This window comes from Microbacterium sp. MPR-TSA4, assembly GCF_058792815.1.
Genome location: NZ_JBXAFF010000011.1, coordinates 57929 through 77198 on the forward strand (window position 1 = coordinate 57929; position 19270 = coordinate 77198).

The following is a 19270-nucleotide window of genomic DNA, read 5'->3' on the forward strand; positions in this document are numbered from 1 at the left end:
CTCCCAGGCTAACGAGAGCGGCTATGACCTCTCCGAGCGCCTTCACAGCAGCGACACAGCCGGGCCCTGACGCCGCGCGACACCCGTCCGATAGCCTGGTGTCACAGCACCTCGCTGTGCACCCGTCCGGTGCACCCCTAGGGAGTGGAAAGAGACCATGGCCTCCGGCAACTTCGCATTCAACAACCCGGCGTTCCAAGAGCAGCGTCCCGGCCTCACGCCGCCGGCCGCGCCGCAGCCCGGCGCCCAGACCGCCTACGCCGCGACGTCGCACCAGGTGACGGATGCCGCGGTGAACGCCCAGCTCGAGGGCGCCTTCGCCGCGCCCGCCGCCGCGTCGCACCAGACCGGCCGGATGACCGTCGAGGACACCGTCGCGAAGACCGTCGGCCTGTTCGCGATCCTCCTCGTCACGGCCGTCGTCGGCTGGGTGTGGACCCTGGGCGGCGCGTTCTCGCCGGAGCAGCTCACCACCACCTCGCAGGTGACGATCGTGCCCTGGATCATCGGCATGCTCGGCGGGTTCGTGCTGGCGATGGTGATCTCGTTCACGTCGCGCAAGAAGGTCCGCCCCGCGCTGATCTTCGCCTACGCGGCGTTCGAGGGCCTCTTCGTCGGCGGCATCTCGGCGTACTTCGAGTTCATCTGGCCCGGCATCGTCATGCAGGCCACGCTGGCGACCCTGTCGGTCGTCGGTGTCACCCTCGCCCTCTTCGCCAGCGGCAAGGTCCGCGCGAGCGCCCGCGCCACGAAGATCTTCATGATCGCGATGATCGGCTACCTCGTCTTCGGCCTGCTGAACGTCGTGCTGATGATGTTCGGCGCGGCGGGCGAGGGCGGCGCCTTCGGTCTGTACAGCAACATCAAGATCGCCGGCATCCCCCTCGGCCTGATCATCGGTGTGCTCGTGGTCATCATGGCCGCGTACTCCCTCGTGCTCGACTTCGACCAGATCCAGCAGGGTGTGCGCAACGGCGCGCCCCGCGAGTACGGCTGGGTCGGCGGCTTCGGCATCATGGTGACGGTCGTGTGGCTGTACATCGAGATCCTGCGCCTCATCGCGATCGCGCGCGGCAACAACTAGTCGCCCCGCGCCCCGCGCGCACGAAGGCCCGTCCGGCTCCCCGGGCGGGCCTTCGGCTTTCCCGGCACAGCCCGCACGCGGCACGGCATCCCTGGTCACACCATCCAGACGGAAGACGAAACACGACCCGGCCCGCACGATGACCGCGCAACGACGGATGCCGGGACCCGGGGCAGTCCCCGCGATCCCGGCATCCGGTCAGATCACTCCCACTCGATGGTCCCCGGGGGCTTCGACGTGACGTCGAGCACGACCCGGTTGACCTCGCGGACCTCGTTGGTGATGCGGTTGCTGATCTTCGACAGCACGTCGTACGGCAGGCGCGTCCAGTCGGCGGTCATCGCGTCCTCGCTCGAGACGGGACGCAGCACGATCGGGTGGCCGTACGTGCGGCCGTCGCCCTGCACGCCCACCGACCGGACGTCGGCCAGGAGCACCACCGGGCACTGCCAGATCTCGCCGTCCAGGCCCGCCTTCGTCAGCTCCTCGCGGGCGATGGCGTCGGCGTCACGCAGGATCTCGAGGCGGTCAGCGGTGACCTCACCCACGATGCGGATGCCGAGGCCGGGCCCCGGAAACGGCTGGCGGCCGACGATCGCCTCGGGAAGCCCCAGCTCGCGACCGATCGCGCGCACCTCGTCCTTGAAGAGGGTGCGCAGCGGCTCGACGAGCTCGAACTGCAGATCCTCCGGGAGCCCGCCGACGTTGTGGTGGCTCTTGATGTTCGCGGTCCCCGCACCGCCGCCGGACTCGACGACATCGGGGTACAGCGTCCCCTGCACGAGGAACCGGATCGGCTCACCCTCGGCGGCCGCCTCGGCGACGAGGTCGGCCTGCACCTTCTCGAAGGCGCGGATGAACTCGCGGCCGATGATCTTGCGCTTCTGCTCCGGGTCGCTCACGCCGGCGAGGGCGGTGAGGAAGGTCTCGCGGGCGTCGACCGTGATCAGGCGCACGCCGGTGGATGCCACGTAGTCGTTCTCGACCTGCTCGCGCTCGCCCTTGCGCAGGAGGCCGTGGTCGACGAAGACGGCGACGAGCTGGTCGCCGACGGCCTTGTGCACGAGCGCCGTCGACACCGCGGAGTCGACGCCGCCGGACAGCGCCGACAGCACGCGGCCGCTGCCGACCTGCGCGCGGATGCGCTCGACCTGCTCGGCGATGACGTTGCCGCTGTTCCAGTCGGCGGCCAGTCCCGCCGCCTTGTGGAGGAAGTTGACGATGACGTCCTGGCCGTAGTCGGAGTGCTTGACCTCGGGATGCCACTGGACGCCGTAGAAGCACTTCTCGGCGTTGCCGAAGGCGGCGACCGGCGTCGCCGCGGTCGAGGCGAGCACCTCGAAGCCCTCGGGGGCCGCCGCGACCTGGTCGCCGTGGCTCATCCAGACGTTCTGCTCGACGGGCTGACCGCCGAGCAGCACACCGCCGTCATTCGCGACCACGGCATCCGTCGCGCCGTACTCGCGCAGGCCGGTGTTGGCGACCTGGCCGCCCAGCTGCTGCGCCATCACCTGGAAGCCGTAGCAGATGCCGAGCGTCGGCACGCCGAGCTGCAGCACGGCCGGGTCGAGCGTCGGGGCACCGGGCTCGTACACGGAGGACGGACCGCCGGAGAGGATGATGGCCACCGGGTTCTTCGCCTCGACGTCGGCGGCGGTGACGGTGTGCGGCACCAGCTCGCTGTAGACGCCGGCCTCGCGCACCCGTCGCGCGATGAGCTGCGCGTACTGGGCTCCGAAGTCGACGACGAGGACGGGACGCTGAGCGGTCTCGGTCTGGGTGGTCACCGGCTGCCTTCCGTGGCGGGGATCGGGGCGGAGGACTCGTCGGCCTCGCGCTGCGCGAGGTAGGCCCGCACCTCGCGGGCGACGCGCGCCTCCATGAAGAACGACAGGAGCGGGACGATGCCGCCGAGCGCGAGCACGATGAACCGCACGAAGCCCCAGCGCATGAGGCTCCACACGCGGAAGCACGCGAAGAGGTACACGACGTAGAACCAGCCGTGCGCGATGAGGATGCCGGTGGACAGGTTGATCGCGCCGCCGGTGAGGTCGCCGCCGCCGTCCAGCGTGACCGGGTGCAGCCAGAGCGCTCCCCCGGCGCCGCCGGCGAACAGCTCGTAGCCGAAGGCGTACTTGACGATCATCTCGGCGCACAGCGACAGGAGCATGACACCCGTGATCACCGAGGCGATCTGGTAGAACCTGAGCGCCCCGCGGATCGCCGGAAAACTGGCGAGTTTGGGCTGAGGCATGCCGTCAAGTCTAGTCGGCGACGCCCGCCGGTTCGGCCGCCGCGGATGCGGTGACGGCGGCGACCGGCGCCTCGCGCATCACACGGTCTCCCGCGCTCGCGCGGCCTGCTCCTCCTCGAGCGCCTCGACCTCTTTCTCCCACGCGTCGCGGGCCAGCCGGTACCACATGTAGAACGCGAAGCCCGCGAAGATGGCCCACTCGACGGCGTAGAAGATGTTCAGCCAGTTGATGGCGGAGCCCTCGGCGGGAGCCGGCGAATCGATCGCGACGAGCCCACCCACGAGCGGCTCGCCGGCATCGGCGACCAGGTACGGGCGGTACACCGAGAGCTCGTCCGTGTCGTGCCACCAGCTCAGCAGGGCCGCCGGCGACATCCGGGTCATCTCGGTGGGCGCGGCGCCGCGGGGCGGCGCCATGGGGCCCTCGTCGGCGACGAGCCGACCGGTGAGCGTGAGCGCGCCGCCGGGGTCGGCGTTGAGGGCGGATGCCGCGGCATCCGCGACCGCGCGGTCATCCGTCCAGCCGACGGCGACCGCGAGCGAGGTCGGGGTCGCGGCGTCGGTGCGGAACTGCCCGGTCACCCAGTAGCCCTGTCGCCCGTCGTTGAACCGGGACGAGACGACGAGGAAGTCATCGGCGACGAAGGAGCCCGAGACCTCGACGCGCTGACCGACCAGCGGCTCGGGCAGATACGCACCGGGCTCGGTGATCTCCGCGATCGGGCGCACCTGCTCGGTGGCCCCGGGAGCGGGCGGCGACGTGTCGATCGCGCGGCCGAGCTGCCACTGGCCGAGCCAGGCGAAGACGGCCGCGACGACGAGCGCGAACACGAGCATGCCGAGCCACCAGGGGCGCAGCATGACCTCGCGCAGCGTGGGCGGGAACGGCTCCGTGGTCATCGACCTGCCATGTAGGGCGCGACGACGACCTCGACGCGCTGGAACTCCTTGAGGTCGGAGTAGCCCGTGGTGGCCATCGACTTCTTGAGCGCGCCGATGAGGTTCGCCGTACCGTCGGCGACCGGGGCCGGCCCGTACAGGATCTCCTCGAGCGGCGCGACCTGCCCGACCTCGACGCGCTTGCCGCGCGGGAGCTTCGGGTGGTGGGCCTCGGGACCCCAGTGGTGTCCGCGGCCGGGCGCGTCGGTCGCGCGCGCGAGGGCGACGCCGAGCATGACGGCATCCGCGCCCATCGCGAGGGCCTTCACGATGTCGCCCGAGGTGCCGACGCCGCCGTCGGCGATGACGTGCACGTAGCGGCCGCCCGACTCGTCGAGGTAGTCGCGGCGGGCCCCGGCCACGTCGGCGACGGCGGTCGCCATGGGGGCGTGGATGCCGAGGGTGGCGCGGGTGGTCGAGGCCGCTCCGCCGCCGAAGCCCACCAGCACGCCCGCGGCTCCCGTGCGCATCAGATGCAGCGCCGCCGTGTACGTGGAGGCGCCGCCGACGATCACGGGGACGTCGAGGTCGTAGATGAACTTCTTGAGGTTCAGGGGGGCGTCGACGCTGGAGACGTGCTCGGCGGAGACGGTCGTGCCGCGGATGACGAAGAGGTCGACGCCGGCCGCGACGACCGTCTCGTACAGCTCCTGGGTGCGCTGAGGGGTCAGGGCACCGGCGACCGTGACGCCGGCATCGCGGATCTCGGCGAGGCGGTCGCGGACGAGCTCGGGCTTGATCGGCTCGGCGTACAGCTCCTGCATGCGACGGGTCGCCTCGGATGCCGGCAGCGACCCGATCTCCTCGAGCAGGGGCTCCGGGTCGTCGTACCGCGTCCACACGCCCTCGAGGTCGAGCACGCCGAGGCCGCCGAGCTGGCCGAGCATCACGGCCGTGCGCGGGCTCATGACCGAGTCCATCGGGGCGCCGAGGACGGGGATCTCGAAACCGAAGGCATCGATCGACCAGGCGGTCGAGACGTCCTCGGGGTTACGGGTGCGCCGCGAAGGCACGACCGCGATGTCGTCGAACGCATAGGCGCGGCGGGCGCGCTTGGCGCGGCCGAGCTCGATCTCCATGGTCACATCCCCAGCCTACCCGCGCTCTCCGTCCGCCCCCGCGGTATCCGCACCCGCGGCATCCCCTGCGGGATGCGGCCGCGTGAGGCGGAGGATGAGCGCGGCGAGCACGCCGTTGAGCAGGAAGGCGAGGAAGGCGTACGACCCGATCCACGGCGACAGCGCCACGGCGACAGCGGCGCACGTGACCGCCGAGATGCCGCCGGCGCTCGCCGCGCGGACGTTCTCGACCGCCTCCGGGCGCAACAGCTGCCCGCCGCGGGCGGCGGCCCACCTCCAGGACAGGTGACCGAACAGCGCCACGAGGAAGAAGTCGACGGGCAGCAGGACGCGCCCCGCGAGGAAGTCCGAGTACTGCGAGGTCAGCGCCGTCGTGAACGGGATGAGGACGACGAACAGCAGCCGGGCGTTGTTCAGCCACAGCAGCGTCGTGTCGACGTCGGCGATGTCACGGAACTGCCGCAGGTGGATCATCCACATGCCGCTCAGCAGCGCGAAGCTCACCGCGAACGAGGACACGTTCGGCCACAGTCCCGCGAGGGCCGCCCACATGTCGGCATCCGAACCGATCTCGCCGAATGAGGCGGTCGTCAGATCGAGCACGAGCAGCGTCGCGGCGATCGCGAAGACGGCGTCGGAGTACGCCTCGACGCGGGAGGTGCCACCGGAAGCCGCGCGTCGGCGGCGCGGCCGCGTCGTCTCGCTCACGCGCTCAGGCTAGCGCGGCCGCGCGACGCGCGCCTCGTCCCAGACCGGCTCGGCGGTCTCCACGACGCGGCCGTCGGCGCCGAAGACGAGGAAGCGATCGAACGAGCGCGCGAACCACCGATCGTGGGTCACGGCCATCACGGTCCCCTCGAACCGCCGCAGCGCGTCCTCCAGCGCCTCCGCCGAGACGAGGTCGAGGTTGTCGGTGGGCTCGTCCAGCAGCAGCAGCGTCGCGCCCGACAGCTCCAGCAGCAAGACCTGGAACCGGGCCTGCTGCCCACCCGAGAGGCTGTCGAACGTCTGCTCGGCCTGACGGACCAGTCCGTACCGGTCGAGGGCCGAGCTGGCCGCGTCGCGCGGCAGGCCGGGCCGCCGGTCGTCGCCGCGGTGCAGGATGTCGAGCAGCGACCGGCCGGAGAACTCCGGATGCCGGTGGGTCTGCGCGAACCAGCCGGGAGTGACGCGGGCGCCGAGCACCGCACGACCCGTGTGCGCCACCGGGTCGAGCACGGCTCCCACCTCGGTGACATGGCCCTGCAGCCGGTCGGGGTCGGTTCCCCCGCGCGCCAGGAGGCGCAGGAAGTGGGACTTGCCCGACCCGTTGGAGCCGAGCACCGCGATGCGGTCGCCGAACCAGACCTCGAGGTCGAACGCCGTCATGAGGCCGGTCAGCTCGAGCCCCTCGGCGACGACGGCGCGTTTGCCCGTCCGCGCGCCGCGGAGGCGCACGTCCAGCGTCTGCGCCGGCGGGCGTTCCTCGGGCGGCCCGGCCTCCTCGAAGCGGCGCAGCCGCGTCTGCGCCGCCCGGTACCGGGAGGCGAACTCGTCGCTGGCCGCCGCCTTCGCCTTCATGTCCGCGACGAAGCGGATGAGCTTCGCGTGCTGCTCGTCCCAGCGCCGGCGCAACTCGTCGAGGCGCGCCATCCGGTCTTCGCGGGCGGCGTGATACCCGTCGAACCCGCCGCCGTGCACCCAGGCCGTGCTGCCCGCCCCGCCGGCTTCGAGGGTCACGATGCGGTCGGCGGCGCGAGCGAGCAGCTCGCGGTCGTGCGAGACGAGCAGGACGGTCTTCGCCGTCTCGCGCAGCCGCTGCTCGAGCCAGCGCTTGCCGGGGACGTCGAGGTAGTTGTCGGGCTCGTCCAGCAGGAGCACCTGGTCGGGACCGCGCAGCAGCGCCTCGAGGGCGAGCCGCTTCTGCTCGCCGCCCGACAGCGTCGTCAGCGCGCGGAACCGGGCGCGCGCGAACGGCACGCCCAGGGCCGCGGTCGTGCACGTGTCCCACACGGTCTCGTACTCGTAGCCGCCCGCTTCGGCGTAGTCGGCGAGCGCGGCCGCGTAGCGCATCTGCGTGTCGAGGTCGTCGCGGTCGATGATGGCCGACTCGGCATCCTCGAGCTCGCGCGCGGCGGAGCGGACGCGTGCCGGGGCGACGGAGATGAGCAGGTCGTGGATCGTCTGGCCCGCCTCGCCGTGGCCGACGAACTGGTCCATGACGCCGAGTCCTCCGTCGATGGTGACGACCCCCGAACGCGGCGCGAGCTCGCCGCGGATGATGCGCAGCAGCGTGGTCTTGCCCGCGCCGTTCTGGCCGATCAGCGCGGTGGTCCTGCCGTCGGCGACCCGGAACGTCACCTCGTCCAGCAGCGGGCGCCCGTCCGGCAGCGTGAACGAGACGGCGGCGATGTCGATGTAGCCCATGACGGGTCCTTCCGCCCTCGCCGCGTCGCGGGCGCAGAGCCGACCAGCCTAGCGCGTTGTCCTCCGGGCGACCAGCGCGGGCCTCCGAGCGACCGGCGCGGCGCCCGCGGGCCACCGACCCGCGGCGTCACGAACGCGCCCTCGACGGGCGCGGTGGCCCAGGATGGATGCCGGAACGAGAGGAGACGGCGTGGCGCAGCGCATCGTCGTGATCGGCGGCGGGGTCATGGGGCTGGCGACGGCCTGGCAGCTGACGCTGCGCGGAGAACGGCCGATCGTGCTCGACCGCTTCGCGCGGGGCCACCGCCAGGGCGCGTCGCACGGGGCGACACGCAACTTCAACAACGCGTACGGCGAGGAGCACTACCTCGACCTGCTGGCGCGCGCCCGGGAGGGATGGGACGGGCTCGGCATCGTCGAGGGCGAGCCGCTGCTGCGTCTGCACGGCCTGGTGACGCACGGCGCGGGCCTTCGCGACGCCCCCGTGCCGGTCGCCGAGATCGCCCGCCGCCTGCAGGAGCGCGGCATCCGCGCCGAACTGCTCGACGCCGCGCAGGCGCATCGCCGCTGGCCCGGGATGCGGTTCGAGGACGTCGTGCTCCACTCCCCCGAGGGCGGGGTCGTCCGCGCCGACGCGGCGCTGCGCGAATGGGAGCGGCGGATCGTCGCCGCCGGCGCCGCGGTGCGGTGGCAGACCCCGGTCCACGCGGTGCGTCCCGATGCGGACGGCGTCGACGTCGTGCTCGACGGCGAGACGCTGCGGGCGGATGTCGCGGTCGTGACCGCGGGGGCGTGGACCGATCGGCTGCTGGCGGGCGCCGACCCGGACCTCCGTCTGCCTCCCCTGCGGGTCACCGAGGAGAGCCCGGCGCACTTCGCCGCCGTCGGTCCCGGTCCCTGGCCGTCGTTCAACCACATCGGCGTCCCGGGAGAGCGTCCGGGCGGGGTCTACGGCATGCCGACACCCGGTGAGGGCGTGAAGGTGGGGTTCCACGCCGTCGGAGACGAGGTCGATCCCGACGCCCGACCGCACCGGCCGACGCTCCAGCGCGAGCTGCGGGAGTACGTGCGGGAGTGGTTCCCGGGCCTGGACGCCGACAGCGCGGCGCCGATCTCGTGCACGTACACGTCCACTCCGGATGCCGCGTTCGTGCTCGACCGCGTGGGACCGGTCGTGGTCGGGGCGGGCTTCTCCGGCCACGGCTTCAAGTTCGCGCCGGGCGTGGGCGCGACCCTCGCCGCGCTCGCTCTGGACCCGTCGGCGCGGGCCGCCGCGCCGTTCCGCCTGCCGTCCTGACGACCGGCGCCGGCCGGCGACCGCTACTTCTTGTAGTTGGGCGCCTCCACGACGATCTGCACGTCGTGGGGGTGGCTCTCCTTGAGCCCGGCCGCCGTGATGCGGACGAACTTGCCCCGGGCCTTGAGCTCGTCGATGGTGCGGGCGCCGACGTAGAACATCGACTGGCGGAGGCCGCCGACGAGCTGGTAGGCCACCGCAGAGACCGGACCGCGGTACGCGACCTGACCCTCGATGCCCTCCGGGATGAGCTTGTCGTCGCTCGGGATGTCGGCCTGGAAGTAGCGGTCCTTCGAGTAGGACGTCTTCTTGCCGCGCGTCTGCATCGCACCGAGCGAGCCCATGCCGCGGTAGAGCTTGAACTGCTTCCCGCCCTGGAAGACGATCTCGCCCGGCGACTCGTCGGTGCCCGCGAGGAGCGATCCGAGCATGACGGTGTCGGCGCCCGCGACGAGAGCCTTGGCGATGTCGCCGGAGTACTGCAGACCGCCGTCGGCGATGACGGGGATGCCGGCCTCGCGCGCGGCCTGGTAGGCCTCCCAGATCGCGGTCACCTGGGGCACGCCCACGCCCGCGACGATGCGCGTCGTGCAGATCGAGCCCGGGCCGACGCCGACCTTGACGGCATCCACGCCCGCATCGATGAGCGCCTGCGCGCCCTCGCGCGTCGCGACGTTGCCGCCGATGACGTCGATGTGGGCGAACGACTCGTCGGCCTTCAGGCGGCGGACCATGTCGATGACGCCCTGCGACTGGCCGTTGGCCGTGTCGACGACGATGACGTCGACACCCGCGTCGCGGAGGGCCTCGGCGCGCTCCCACGCGTCGCCGAAGAAGCCGATCGCCGCTCCGACGCGCAGGCGCCCCTGGTCGTCCTTCGTCGCGAGCGGGTACTTCTCGCTCTTGTCGAAGTCCTTGATCGTGATGAGGCCCGCGAGCTTGCCGTCGTCGTCGATGAGCGGGAGCTTCTCGACGCGGTGCTGCGCGAACAGCGCGATGACCTCGTTGGCGCCGATGCCGACGCGCCCTGTGACCAGGCCCTCGCTGGTCATGACGTCGCGCACCTTGGTGGTCTGGCGCTCGAAGCCCGACACGAAGCGCATGTCGCGGTTCGTGATGATGCCCAGCAGCTGCCCGTCCTCGTCCACGACGGGGAGCCCGGAGATGCGGTACTGGCCGCACAGCTTGTCGACCTCGTCGATCGTGGCGTCGGGGGTGGTCGTGATCGGGTCGGTGATCATGCCCGACTCGCTCCGCTTGACCTGGTCGACCATGGCGGCCTGCTCGGCGATGGCGAGGTTGCGGTGCAGGATGCCGAGACCGCCCTCGCGGGCCATCGCGATCGCCATCCGCGCCTCGCTGACCGTGTCCATCGCCGCCGACAGCAGCGGCGTCGCCACGGTGATCCGGCGGGTGACGCGCGACGACGTGTCGGCCTCGGAGGGGATGACGTCGGTGTGCCCCGGCAGGAGCAGCACGTCGTCATAGGTCAGTCCGACGAAACCGAACGGGTCGTTGTGCTCCACGTGCTCTCCTGTTATCTCGCGCGCGCGAATTCGGGTGTGTACCGATTGTAAGTCGCGGGCGGCGGCGCGCATTCCGCGGCCCGTTCCCGCGGCCGGCTTCCGCTCCCCCGGAAACATGAGGCGGGTAGGCGAAACAATGGCGACACATTACGCTCGTACCGTCGTTGATCAATGTCGAGGCGACCGCACCACCTGCCATGGTGTGCCGGACTGGAGGAACCTTTGCGTCCCATGACCGCCACCGCACGAACGCCCCAGAGGTGGCTCGTGCTCATCCTCGGAGCGCTGCTCGCAGCGTCACTCCTGATCGTCGGCGGGGCTGCGAGCGCCGCGCACGCCGCCGGCGCCCCCGATACGCCCGGCGGGGATCAGGAGAAGACCGACTACTACTTCGGCGGGGTGATCACGTTCGAGGACAAACCCGTCGCCGATGTGGGGATGTCGGTGAAGGGCGGCGGCTTCGAGGCGAAGACCGTCACCGACGCCCAGGGCAAGTGGCGACTGTACGTTCCCGACAAGGACACCTACACGCTCGTCGTCGATGAGACCACGCTCCCGGAAGGCGTCATCGTCGACGCGTCGAACCTGCCCGAGGGACTCCAGCCCATCCAGGGCACGACGGGATCCTTCGAGGTCGAGTTCGGGCTCACGAAGACGAAGATCGTCAACCTGTTCCTCGGCCAGGGTGAGCGCGTCACGCAGTCGTTCGTCGACCAGCTCGCGGTGCGGCTGGTCAACGGTCTGAACTTCGGACTGCTGCTGGCCCTCGCCGCGATGGGCGCGGCGCTCATCTTCGGCACGACCGGCCTGTCGAACTTCGCCCACGGCGAGATGGTCACGTGGGGCGCGCTGCTCGCCCTGCTGTTCAGCACGACCTGGCAGCTTCCGCTGTGGCTGGGGGTGACGGCGGCGGTTCTCGGCGGCGGCGCCCTGGGCCTGGTCCTGGATGCCGGCCTGTGGCGGCCGCTGCGCCGTCGCGGGCTCGGTGTCGTCCAGCTGATGATCGTGAGCATCGGCCTGTCGCTGGCGCTGCGCTACACCTATCAGTACTTCGTGGGCGGCGCGACGAGCCAGCTGCCGGGGTCGAGCCCGGCGCCGATCGAGTTCGGCCCGATCTCGCTGTCGTACATCGACCTCATCAGCATGGGGGTGAGCGTCATCGTCATCCTCGGCGTCGCCTACTTCCTGCTGCGCACCCGCATCGGCAAGGCGACGCGCGCGATCTCCGACAACCCGCAGCTCGCCGCCGCGTCCGGCATCAACGTCGACCGCGTGGTGCGCATCGTGTGGGTCCTCGCGGGAGCGCTGGCGGCCATCTCCGGCGTGCTGTGGGCGTACTTCCGACCGGGCGTGCGCTGGGACATGGGAACGCAGATGCTGCTGCTGATCTTCGCCGCCATCACGCTCGGTGGGCTCGGCACGGCATTCGGCGCGCTGCTCGGCGCGCTCATCGTCGGCATCGTCGTGGAGACCTCGACGCTCTGGATCCCGTCGGACCTCAAGTACGCGGGAGCCCTCGTCGTGCTCATCATCATCCTGCTGGTCAGGCCTCAAGGTCTGCTGGGTCGCAGAGAAAGGCTCGGGTGACGGCCATGGATTGGGGCGCCATCATCGGCAACACGCTCGGCTATCTGCTGAGCCCCGTCACGATCGCGTACGCGCTGGCCGCGACCGGCCTCGCGGTGCACTTCGGCTACGCGGGCCTCCTGAACTTCGGCATGGCCGGGTTCATGGCCCTCGGCGCCTACGGCTACGCGATCTCGATCCTCACCTTCGGGCTCCCGTGGTACCTCGCGATGATCGTCGGCCTGCTGCTGGCCGCCGTCTTCGCGGTCATCCTCGGCATCCCGACCCTGCGGCTGCGCGCGGACTACCTCGCGATCGTCACGATCGCGGCCGCGGAGATCGTGCGCCTGCTGTTCACCACGCAGGTGTTCGACGAGTGGACGAACTCCGCCGACGGCCTCGGCAACTACAACGGGAGCTTCCAGTCGGCCAACCCGTTCCCGTCGCTGCCCGGCGGCGCGCGCTACGGCTGGGGTCCCTGGCAGTTCACGGCGCAGCAGCTCTGGGTCGTCGTGTTCGGTCTGGTGCTGCTCGCGGTGTCGATCTTCGTGGTCTGGGCGCTCATGCGCAGCCCGTGGGGACGCGTGCTCAAGGGCATCCGCGAAGACGAGGACGCCGTACGCTCCCTGGGCAAGAACGTCTTCGCCTACAAGATGCAGGCGCTCGTCGTCGGTGGCGTGATCGGCGCGCTCGGCGGCATCGTCTACGTGCTGCCGTCCGCGGTGATCCCGTCGAGCTACACGACGGCGCTCACCTTCTTCCTGTGGACGATCCTCCTGCTCGGCGGCGCGTCGACCATCTTCGGCCCGTCGCTCGGTGCCGTCCTGTTCTGGATGGTGATGGCCCTGCTCGGCAACCTCCTGCCCGAGATGGCGAAGGCCGGCTGGCTGCCCATGAGCGACATCCAGGCGGGCACGCTGCGCTTCATCCTCGTGGGCGTCGCCCTCATGCTCATCGTGATCTTCCGGCCGCAGGGCATCCTCGGCGACAAGAAGGAGATGACCTTTGTCAAGTGATCAGAACCCCCAGGGCGTCCCCGACGCGACCGCGCCGGTGACGACCGCGACGGGCAGCATCCGCCGCCCGAAGAAGACCGGTCTCGCCACGGGCGCCGCCGTCCCGGGGGTGGCGAAGGTCGACCCGATCATGGTGATCGACGACGTCACGCGACGCTTCGGCGGCCTCACCGCCGTCGACGTCGACCACCTCGAGATCCCGCGGCACGCCATCACGGCGCTCATCGGCCCCAACGGCGCCGGCAAGACGACGCTGTTCAACCTGCTGTGCGGCTTCGACAAGCCCAACTCGGGCACGTGGTCGTACGACGGGAAGAACCTCGCCGGCATCCCCGCCTTCAAGGTGGCCCGGATGGGGCAGGTGCGCACGTTCCAGCTGACCAAGGCGCTGTCGCTGCTGACGGTGCTCGAGAACATGAAGCTCGGCGCGCCCAAGCAGAAGGGCGAACGGTTCTGGTCCGCCTTCATCCCGGGCATCTGGCGTGGGCAGGAGACGGCGAACGAGGAGAAGGCCCGCGGCCTGCTGCAGCGCTTCAAGCTCGACACCAAGGAGAAGGACTTCGCCGCATCGCTGTCGGGCGGCCAGCGCAAGCTCCTGGAGATGGCGCGGGCGCTCATGAGCGATCCGCAGCTGGTCATGCTGGATGAGCCGATGGCGGGCGTGAACCCCGCGCTCACGCAATCGCTGCTGGATCACATCCTGGATCTGAAGGATCTGGGCGTGACCGTGCTGTTCGTCGAGCACGACATGCACATGGTGCGCCACATCGCGGATTGGGTGGTCGTCATGGCCGAGGGCCGCGTCGTCGCGGAGGGCCCGCCGGACTCGGTCATGCAGGACAAGGCCGTCATCGACGCGTACCTCGGCAGCCACCAGGACGTCGACCTCGGGGTCGTCACGGGCCGCATCCCGGGAGAGCTCGACGAGTCCGCCAAGGAGCTGCTCGAGGAGATCGAGGACGTCGAGGCCGCGAGCATCGCCGAGGCCGAGGAGGAGAAGAAGTGAGTGCATCCACGGGCCCGGGAGCCGTCGCGCAGGCCGCACCCGCGGCATCCGACGAGATCGTCGTCGAGGTCTCCGATCTCACCGCCGGCTACCTGCCGGGCATCAACATCATCAACGGCGCGAACCTCGTCGCCCGCAAGGGCGAGCTGATCGGCATCATCGGTCCCAACGGCGCCGGCAAGTCCACGCTGCTGAAGTCGATCTTCGGGCTCGTGAAGGTGCGCGGCGGCGACATCACGGTGAACGGCGAGTCGATCGTGGGCCTCAAGGCCGACAAGCTCGTCCAGCGCGGGGTGGCGTTCGTCCCGCAGACGAACAACGTCTTCCCGTCGCTGTCGATCGAGGAGAACCTGCAGATGGGGCTCTACCAGAACCCCAAGATCTACGCCGCCCGCCTCGAGTTCGTGACCGGCATCTTCGCCGAGCTCGGCAAGCGCCTCAAGCAGCGCGCCGGCTCGCTGTCCGGCGGCGAACGGCAGATGGTGGCGATGAGCCGCGCCCTCATGATGGACCCGTCGGTGCTGCTGCTCGACGAGCCGAGCGCCGGGCTGTCGCCCGTACGTCAGGACGACGCCTTCATCCGCGTCTCCGACATCAACAAGGCGGGCGTGACGACGATCATGGTCGAGCAGAACGCGCGCCGCTGCCTGCAGATCTGCGACCGCGGCTACGTCCTCGACCAGGGCCGCGACGCGCACGAGGGCACGGGGCGCGACCTGCTGAACGACCCGCAGGTCATCGGTCTCTACCTGGGTACGCTGGGCACGGACGAGGAGCACTGAGCACCCCGTCCGGCACGACCGAAGAGGCCCCCTCCCGCCGCGAGGGGGCCTCTTCGCGTACCGGGATGCCGTGGCATCCGCAGCGGCGCCGCGGGCGGCGGGCCGCGCCGCGCACGGCGGGTCGCGCCGCACGCACGGGAGAGGGCCCCGGATCGCTCCGGGGCCCTCTCTACGCGTCGAGTGTCAGCGCGTGTCGATGCGGGTGTGCATGTTGTCGGCACCGAACTGGAAGATGCCGATGGACGCCTGCGTCGGGTCGCCGTGCTCGTCGAAGGTGATCGGGCCGGAGTAGCCGTCGTAGTCGGCCACGCCGCCGCCGAGGATGATGTCGGCGCACTCGGAGAACGAGGTGCACTTCTTGCCATCGCCCGAGCCGCCGGAGACCTCCTGCAGCTTGCCCGCCATGTCGGCGCCGGTGGTCGACTTCGCCGCGAGGGCGGAGAGGGCCAGCAGCACGACCGCGTCGTAGGACTCGGCCGCGTACGAGTAGTCCTCGAGCGCGGCGTTGCCGGCGGCGGTCCACGTGGTGTTCAGACGCTCCTTGAAGTCGTCCTCGAGCACCGGTCCGGGCGTGGTGCCCTTGGCGCCTTCGAGCGACACGGAGACCTTGTCGCCCCACTGCTTGAGGTTGCCGTCGACGAGGTAGAAGTTGCTCGCCGGCAGACCCGCGTTGACCAGGAGCGGGGCGATCGTCGCGAACTGGTCGAACGTGACGAGCACGACCGCGTCCGGCTTGGCGGCCGCGATCGTCGCCACCTGGGCGTCGAACGAGCTGTCGCCGTCGTTGTAGGACGCCTCGGCCACGACCTTGCCGCCGGTGGACTCGAAGACATCCTTGACGACACCGAACAGACCGGTGCCGTAGGCGTCGTTCTGGTAGATGATGCCGATGTTCTTGTGGCCGTCCTCGGCGATCAGGTTGCCGAGCACCTCACCCTGCAGCAGGTCGCTGGGGGCGGTGCGCCAGTACAGGCCCTTGTCGTCCCAGTTGGTGAAGTCGGGCGAGGTGTTGGCAGGCGAGAAGGTGATGATGCCGGCCGCGACGTTGGAGTCGAGGAACAGCTTCGTGACACCCGATGCCGCCGCACCGATCATGGCCGAGACGCCGGCGCTCTGCAGCTTGGGCACCGTGGTCTCGAAGGCCTTGTTGTCGGCGTCGCCGGAGTCGCCGGGGGTGAAGTCGACCGTGATGCCCTTGGCCGCCTTGTTCACCTCGTCGACGGCGAGCAGGACGCCGGCCTCCTCGGGCGGGCCGAGGAAGGCGAGGCTACCCGTCTGCGGCAGCACGCTGCCGATCTTGAGGGTCAGGTCCTCGGCCGGGCCGCTGCTTTCGCTGGGCGTAGACGAGCCGCCGCCGGCACAGCCGGCGAGCAGAACGGCGCTGACGGCGGCCACGGCGATACCGCCGAGCACCTTGCCAGCCCGCGAACGTGTGAAGACGCTCATGTTGCTCCTTGATCTGGTTGACACGGGGCGAGCTCGGGAGCCTCCCCAGTGGGTCAAACCTAACGGCCTGGTCGCGTCCGGATTGTTGCGATGCGTTAACGGTGTGAAACGGAACGGTCACGGTGCGATAACGGTCGCGGCGGGTCTCGCGGTGGGCCGCGCGGTGGGCTCAGACCAGATCGACGACGTCGGCCGCGCCGCGGGCGCGCCGCCCGGCGATCAGCGAGTCGGCGCTGAGGACGATGAGCGCCACCCAGACGAGTCCGAACCCGATCCACCGCTCCAGCGGCATCGGCTCCTGGAGGATCCACGCGCCGGTGATGAACTGCAGGATCGGCGCGACGAACTGGAGCAGGCCGATGACGGTGAGCGGGGCACGGCGGGCGCCGCTGGCGAACAGCAGCAGCGGCACGGCCGTCACGACGCCGGCGAGGGTGACCAGCGCGGTGTGGCCGGCTCCCTGGGTGCCGAAGACGAGACCGGTCGTGCTCGCGACGACGACGAGCTGGATGAGCGCGATCGGGGTGAGCCACAGGGACTCGAGCGTGAGACCGCTGATCGCGTCGACGCGCGGACCGATCTGCTTCTTGACGAGCCCGTAGGCGCCGAAGCTGGCGGCGAGGGTGAGGGCGATCCAGGGGAAGGATCCGTACGCGACGATGATGACGATCACCGCGAGGCCGGCGAAACCGATGGCGACCCACTGCGCGGTGCGCAGGCGCTCCTTCAGCACGATGACACCCAGCAGGACGGTCACGATCGGGTTGATGAAGTAGCCCAGGCTGCCCTCGATGACGTGCCCGGTCAGGATGCCGATGAGGAAGACCTGCCAGTTCACGTAGATCAGCAGACCCGCCACGATGGTCCAGAACACGAGACGACGGTCGCGCAGGATCGCGAACAGCTTGCCCCAGGTGCGCGTGACCGTCAGCAGCACCGCGCAGAACAGCAGCGAGAAGAGGATGCGCCAGACGACGATCTCCCACGGCCCGATCGGGGCGAGCGTCAGGAAATAGAGGGGCATGAAGCCCCACAGGAAGTAGGCCGCGAAGGCATAGATCCCGCCGAGCCGCTCCTCGCGTGCGGTGTCGGCGGGTGTCATGAGACAAAGCCTACGACGGTCCTGACACTCGGATGCCGCGGCATCCTGCCGTTCAGCGTGCGCGAACCGCCATGTTCTGTGCGAGCCGCCACATTTCGGACGGGACGGGCCGTGGCGGCTCGACCGGGGTGTAGCGGCTCGCGAGGGGATGCAGAAGGGCCCGGATGCCGAGGCATCCGGGCCCTTCTGTGCGAATCGTCAGCGGACGACGACCGCCAGCACGTCGCGAGCCGACAGGACGAGGAACTCGTCGCCGCCGAACTTGACCTCGGTGCCGCCGTACTTGCTGTAGATGACGCGGTCGCCGACGGCGACGTCGAGCGGGACGCGGTTGCCGTTGTCGTCGATGCGGCCGGGGCCCACGGCCACGACCTCGCCCTCCTGGGGCTTCTCCTTGGCGGTGTCGGGGATGACGAGGCCACTGGACGTGACCTGCTCAGCCTCGACCTGCTTGATGACGATGCGGTCCTCGAGCGGCTTGATGGAAACCGACACGGTCTACCTCTTTCTTGCTGGGCGTGATGCTTCAAGACTCGTTAGCACCCACAGGGGTGGAGTGCTAACAGAAGTCTAGGGCGGAGTTGGCACTCGTGCAACGCGAGTGCCAACCGTGCGACACGGAACCCCCCTGTTACATGAATCATGTTTCACCTAACATCGGCTCTGGGCTCCCCTGAGCCGGGACCGCCGGGCAATGGTGCCCGGTCGAAGGCGGGAGCCGGATCGGAGCAGACCGATGACATCCCCCCGCATCCCCCGACGCCGCGCCGTGGCGGCGATGCTGACAGCCGCCGCACTCGCGGCCGCCGGACTGCTCGCCGGGCCGCTGGCGACACCCGCCACGGCGGCGACCGGGTCGTGGACCACCGAGTCGATCGCCGGCATGAACGTGCGCCTCTACACGCCGGCGAGCGCGCCGACGCTCGGCGCCGGTCGCGCCCTCATGGTCAGTCTGCACGGCTGCGTCCAGACGGCCTCCACCCTGCAGACGGCCGGCAACTGGGCGGCGACCGCCGAGAGGTACGGCATGGTCGTCGCCCTACCCGACGCCCCCAACGGCGGCGTCGTGCTGGGCTGCTGGGACTACTACGACGCGAACCACTCGCGCACCTCCCCCGCCCGCCACGACGACAACCTCCTCGCCCTCGTCTCCACCCTCACCGCACGCGGCACCCTCGGCATCGACGCGGCGCAGGTGTATCTGTCGGGACTGTCGTCGGGTGGCGGCGAGACCATGGTGATGGGCTGCCTCGCCCCCGACGTGTTCGCGGGCATCGGCATCAACGCCGGGCCCACCGTCGGCACCACGTCCGGTCAGATCGGCAGCGTCGCCGTGTCGCAGACCCAGGGCCGGAACACCTGCACGACGTTCGCCGGCTCGGCATCCGGAGCCTTCGCGACGCAACTGACCTCGGTGGTCTACGGGTCGAACGACACGACGGTCGCTCCCGGCTACAACACGCTGAACGCGCAGATCATGGCGGGCATCTACGGCGCCGGGTCGACCTCGACGTTCGCGCTCACCGGTCTCGCCGGAACGAACACCGCGGGCTCGGGCACGCTCTACGCGGATGCCGCGGGTCCCCGTGTCTCGCTGATCCAGAACACCGGGCTCGGACACAACTGGCCCGCGGGCGGCGGCCCGGGCGGATCGTACGTGTCGACGAACAGCATCGACTACCCGGCCTACGTCACGGGCTTCTTCTTCCAGAACAACCGACGCGTCGACCGCTCGGGCACTCCGACGCCCACCCCCACCCCGACATC

At 70.4% G+C, this 19270-nt stretch carries 17 protein-coding genes; 7 read left to right on the forward strand and 10 right to left on the reverse strand.

Annotation, left to right across the window (positions count from 1 at the left end; all coding sequences use genetic code 11):
* Positions 1–157 precede the first annotated feature (157 nt).
* Positions 158–1084 carry a Bax inhibitor-1/YccA family protein gene (locus AC1Q49_RS07095; protein ID WP_492491298.1) on the forward strand — a complete coding sequence of 309 codons (927 nt, stop codon included), beginning with the start codon at positions 158–160 and terminating at the stop codon, positions 1082–1084.
* Positions 1085–1287: 203 nt separating this feature from the next.
* On the opposite strand, the gene guaA is transcribed toward AC1Q49_RS07095, so the two are convergent.
* From guaA to AC1Q49_RS07125, 6 genes are all read right to left on the reverse strand, one after another.
* Entirely contained in the window at positions 1288–2871 is a 1584-nt protein-coding gene (gene guaA, locus AC1Q49_RS07100) for a glutamine-hydrolyzing GMP synthase (protein WP_060960336.1), read from the reverse strand.
* Entirely contained in the window at positions 2868–3338 is a 471-nt protein-coding gene (locus tag AC1Q49_RS07105) for a DUF3817 domain-containing protein (protein ID WP_060960335.1), read from the reverse strand. The genes guaA and AC1Q49_RS07105 overlap by 4 nt, the downstream gene beginning before the upstream one ends.
* Before the next feature lie 78 nt (positions 3339–3416).
* A complete protein-coding gene (locus AC1Q49_RS07110; protein ID WP_492491301.1) occupies positions 3417–4238 on the reverse strand; it encodes an SURF1 family protein in 822 nt (273 codons plus the stop codon).
* Entirely contained in the window at positions 4235–5356 is a 1122-nt protein-coding gene (locus tag AC1Q49_RS07115) for a GuaB3 family IMP dehydrogenase-related protein (RefSeq protein WP_060960333.1), read from the reverse strand. Before AC1Q49_RS07115 ends, AC1Q49_RS07110 begins: the two co-directional genes overlap by 4 nt.
* A gap of 15 nt (positions 5357–5371) precedes the next feature.
* Positions 5372–6064: a TMEM175 family protein gene (locus tag AC1Q49_RS07120; RefSeq protein WP_492491303.1), complete on the reverse strand. Its 693-nt coding sequence runs from the start codon at positions 6062–6064 to the stop codon at positions 5372–5374.
* A gap of 9 nt (positions 6065–6073) precedes the next feature.
* Positions 6074–7762, reverse strand: a complete 1689-nt coding sequence (locus AC1Q49_RS07125) for an ABC-F family ATP-binding cassette domain-containing protein (RefSeq protein ID WP_492491304.1) — start codon at positions 7760–7762, stop codon at positions 6074–6076.
* 190 nt (positions 7763–7952) lie between these two features.
* Here AC1Q49_RS07125 and AC1Q49_RS07130 point away from each other — a divergent pair, with 190 nt between their 5' ends.
* The gene (locus tag AC1Q49_RS07130) at positions 7953–9059 is read left to right on the forward strand and encodes an FAD-dependent oxidoreductase (RefSeq protein ID WP_101306833.1); all 1107 of its coding nucleotides are present in this window, start codon (positions 7953–7955) and stop codon (positions 9057–9059) included.
* A gap of 23 nt (positions 9060–9082) precedes the next feature.
* Here AC1Q49_RS07130 and guaB read toward each other — a convergent pair whose 3' ends face one another.
* Entirely contained in the window at positions 9083–10585 is a 1503-nt protein-coding gene (guaB, locus tag AC1Q49_RS07135; protein ID WP_492491307.1) for an IMP dehydrogenase, read from the reverse strand.
* Positions 10586–10816: 231 nt separating this feature from the next.
* On the opposite strand from guaB, the gene AC1Q49_RS07140 reads away from it, so the two are divergent.
* The 4 genes from AC1Q49_RS07140 (at position 10817) to AC1Q49_RS07155 (ending at position 14955) form a co-directional block, all read left to right on the forward strand.
* The gene (locus AC1Q49_RS07140; RefSeq protein WP_060960329.1) at positions 10817–12172 is read left to right on the forward strand and encodes a branched-chain amino acid ABC transporter permease; all 1356 of its coding nucleotides are present in this window, start codon (positions 10817–10819) and stop codon (positions 12170–12172) included.
* Positions 12173–12177: 5 nt separating this feature from the next.
* The gene (locus AC1Q49_RS07145) at positions 12178–13167 is read left to right on the forward strand and encodes a branched-chain amino acid ABC transporter permease (protein WP_060960328.1); all 990 of its coding nucleotides are present in this window, start codon (positions 12178–12180) and stop codon (positions 13165–13167) included.
* A 130-nt stretch (positions 13168–13297) separates the two neighbouring features.
* Complete coding sequence (locus tag AC1Q49_RS07150; protein ID WP_197425781.1) at positions 13298–14173, forward strand: ABC transporter ATP-binding protein; 876 nt, start codon at positions 13298–13300, stop codon at positions 14171–14173.
* 56 nt (positions 14174–14229) lie between these two features.
* Entirely contained in the window at positions 14230–14955 is a 726-nt protein-coding gene (locus AC1Q49_RS07155) for an ABC transporter ATP-binding protein (protein ID WP_101307269.1), read from the forward strand.
* A 183-nt stretch (positions 14956–15138) separates the two neighbouring features.
* Here AC1Q49_RS07155 and AC1Q49_RS07160 read toward each other — a convergent pair whose 3' ends face one another.
* The 3 genes from AC1Q49_RS07160 to groES form a co-directional block, all read right to left on the reverse strand.
* Entirely contained in the window at positions 15139–16401 is a 1263-nt protein-coding gene (locus AC1Q49_RS07160; protein WP_060960326.1) for an ABC transporter substrate-binding protein, read from the reverse strand.
* Between the two features lie 169 nt (positions 16402–16570).
* Positions 16571–17503, reverse strand: a complete 933-nt coding sequence (gene rarD / locus AC1Q49_RS07165) for an EamA family transporter RarD (protein ID WP_101306835.1) — start codon at positions 17501–17503, stop codon at positions 16571–16573.
* 198 nt (positions 17504–17701) lie between these two features.
* Positions 17702–17998 (reverse strand): co-chaperone GroES, encoded by a 297-nt coding sequence (gene groES / locus AC1Q49_RS07170; RefSeq protein ID WP_005050391.1) that lies wholly within the window; start codon positions 17996–17998, stop codon positions 17702–17704.
* Between the two features lie 241 nt (positions 17999–18239).
* Between groES and AC1Q49_RS07175 the strand changes: the two genes are divergently transcribed.
* Positions 18240–19270 (forward strand): extracellular catalytic domain type 1 short-chain-length polyhydroxyalkanoate depolymerase (locus AC1Q49_RS07175; protein WP_492491311.1); only part of this gene is annotated, 1031 nt, incomplete at its 3' end.

Coding starts and splice junctions, on each gene's coding strand:
- AC1Q49_RS07095 (WP_492491298.1), top strand. CDS start 158: ATGGCCTCCGGCAACTTCGCATTCAACAACCCGGCGTTCCAAGAGCAG.
- AC1Q49_RS07105 (WP_060960335.1), bottom strand. CDS start 3,338: ATGCCTCAGCCCAAACTCGCCAGTTTTCCGGCGATCCGCGGGGCGCTC.
- AC1Q49_RS07125 (WP_492491304.1), bottom strand. CDS start 7,762: ATGGGCTACATCGACATCGCCGCCGTCTCGTTCACGCTGCCGGACGGG.
- AC1Q49_RS07145 (WP_060960328.1), top strand. CDS start 12,178: ATGGATTGGGGCGCCATCATCGGCAACACGCTCGGCTATCTGCTGAGC.
- AC1Q49_RS07140 (WP_060960329.1), top strand. CDS start 10,817: ATGACCGCCACCGCACGAACGCCCCAGAGGTGGCTCGTGCTCATCCTC.
- AC1Q49_RS07110 (WP_492491301.1), bottom strand. CDS start 4,238: ATGACCACGGAGCCGTTCCCGCCCACGCTGCGCGAGGTCATGCTGCGC.
- AC1Q49_RS07160 (WP_060960326.1), bottom strand. CDS start 16,401: ATGAGCGTCTTCACACGTTCGCGGGCTGGCAAGGTGCTCGGCGGTATC.
- rarD (WP_101306835.1), bottom strand. CDS start 17,503: ATGACACCCGCCGACACCGCACGCGAGGAGCGGCTCGGCGGGATCTAT.
- AC1Q49_RS07115 (WP_060960333.1), bottom strand. CDS start 5,356: ATGGAGATCGAGCTCGGCCGCGCCAAGCGCGCCCGCCGCGCCTATGCG.
- AC1Q49_RS07150 (WP_197425781.1), top strand. CDS start 13,298: ATGGTGATCGACGACGTCACGCGACGCTTCGGCGGCCTCACCGCCGTC.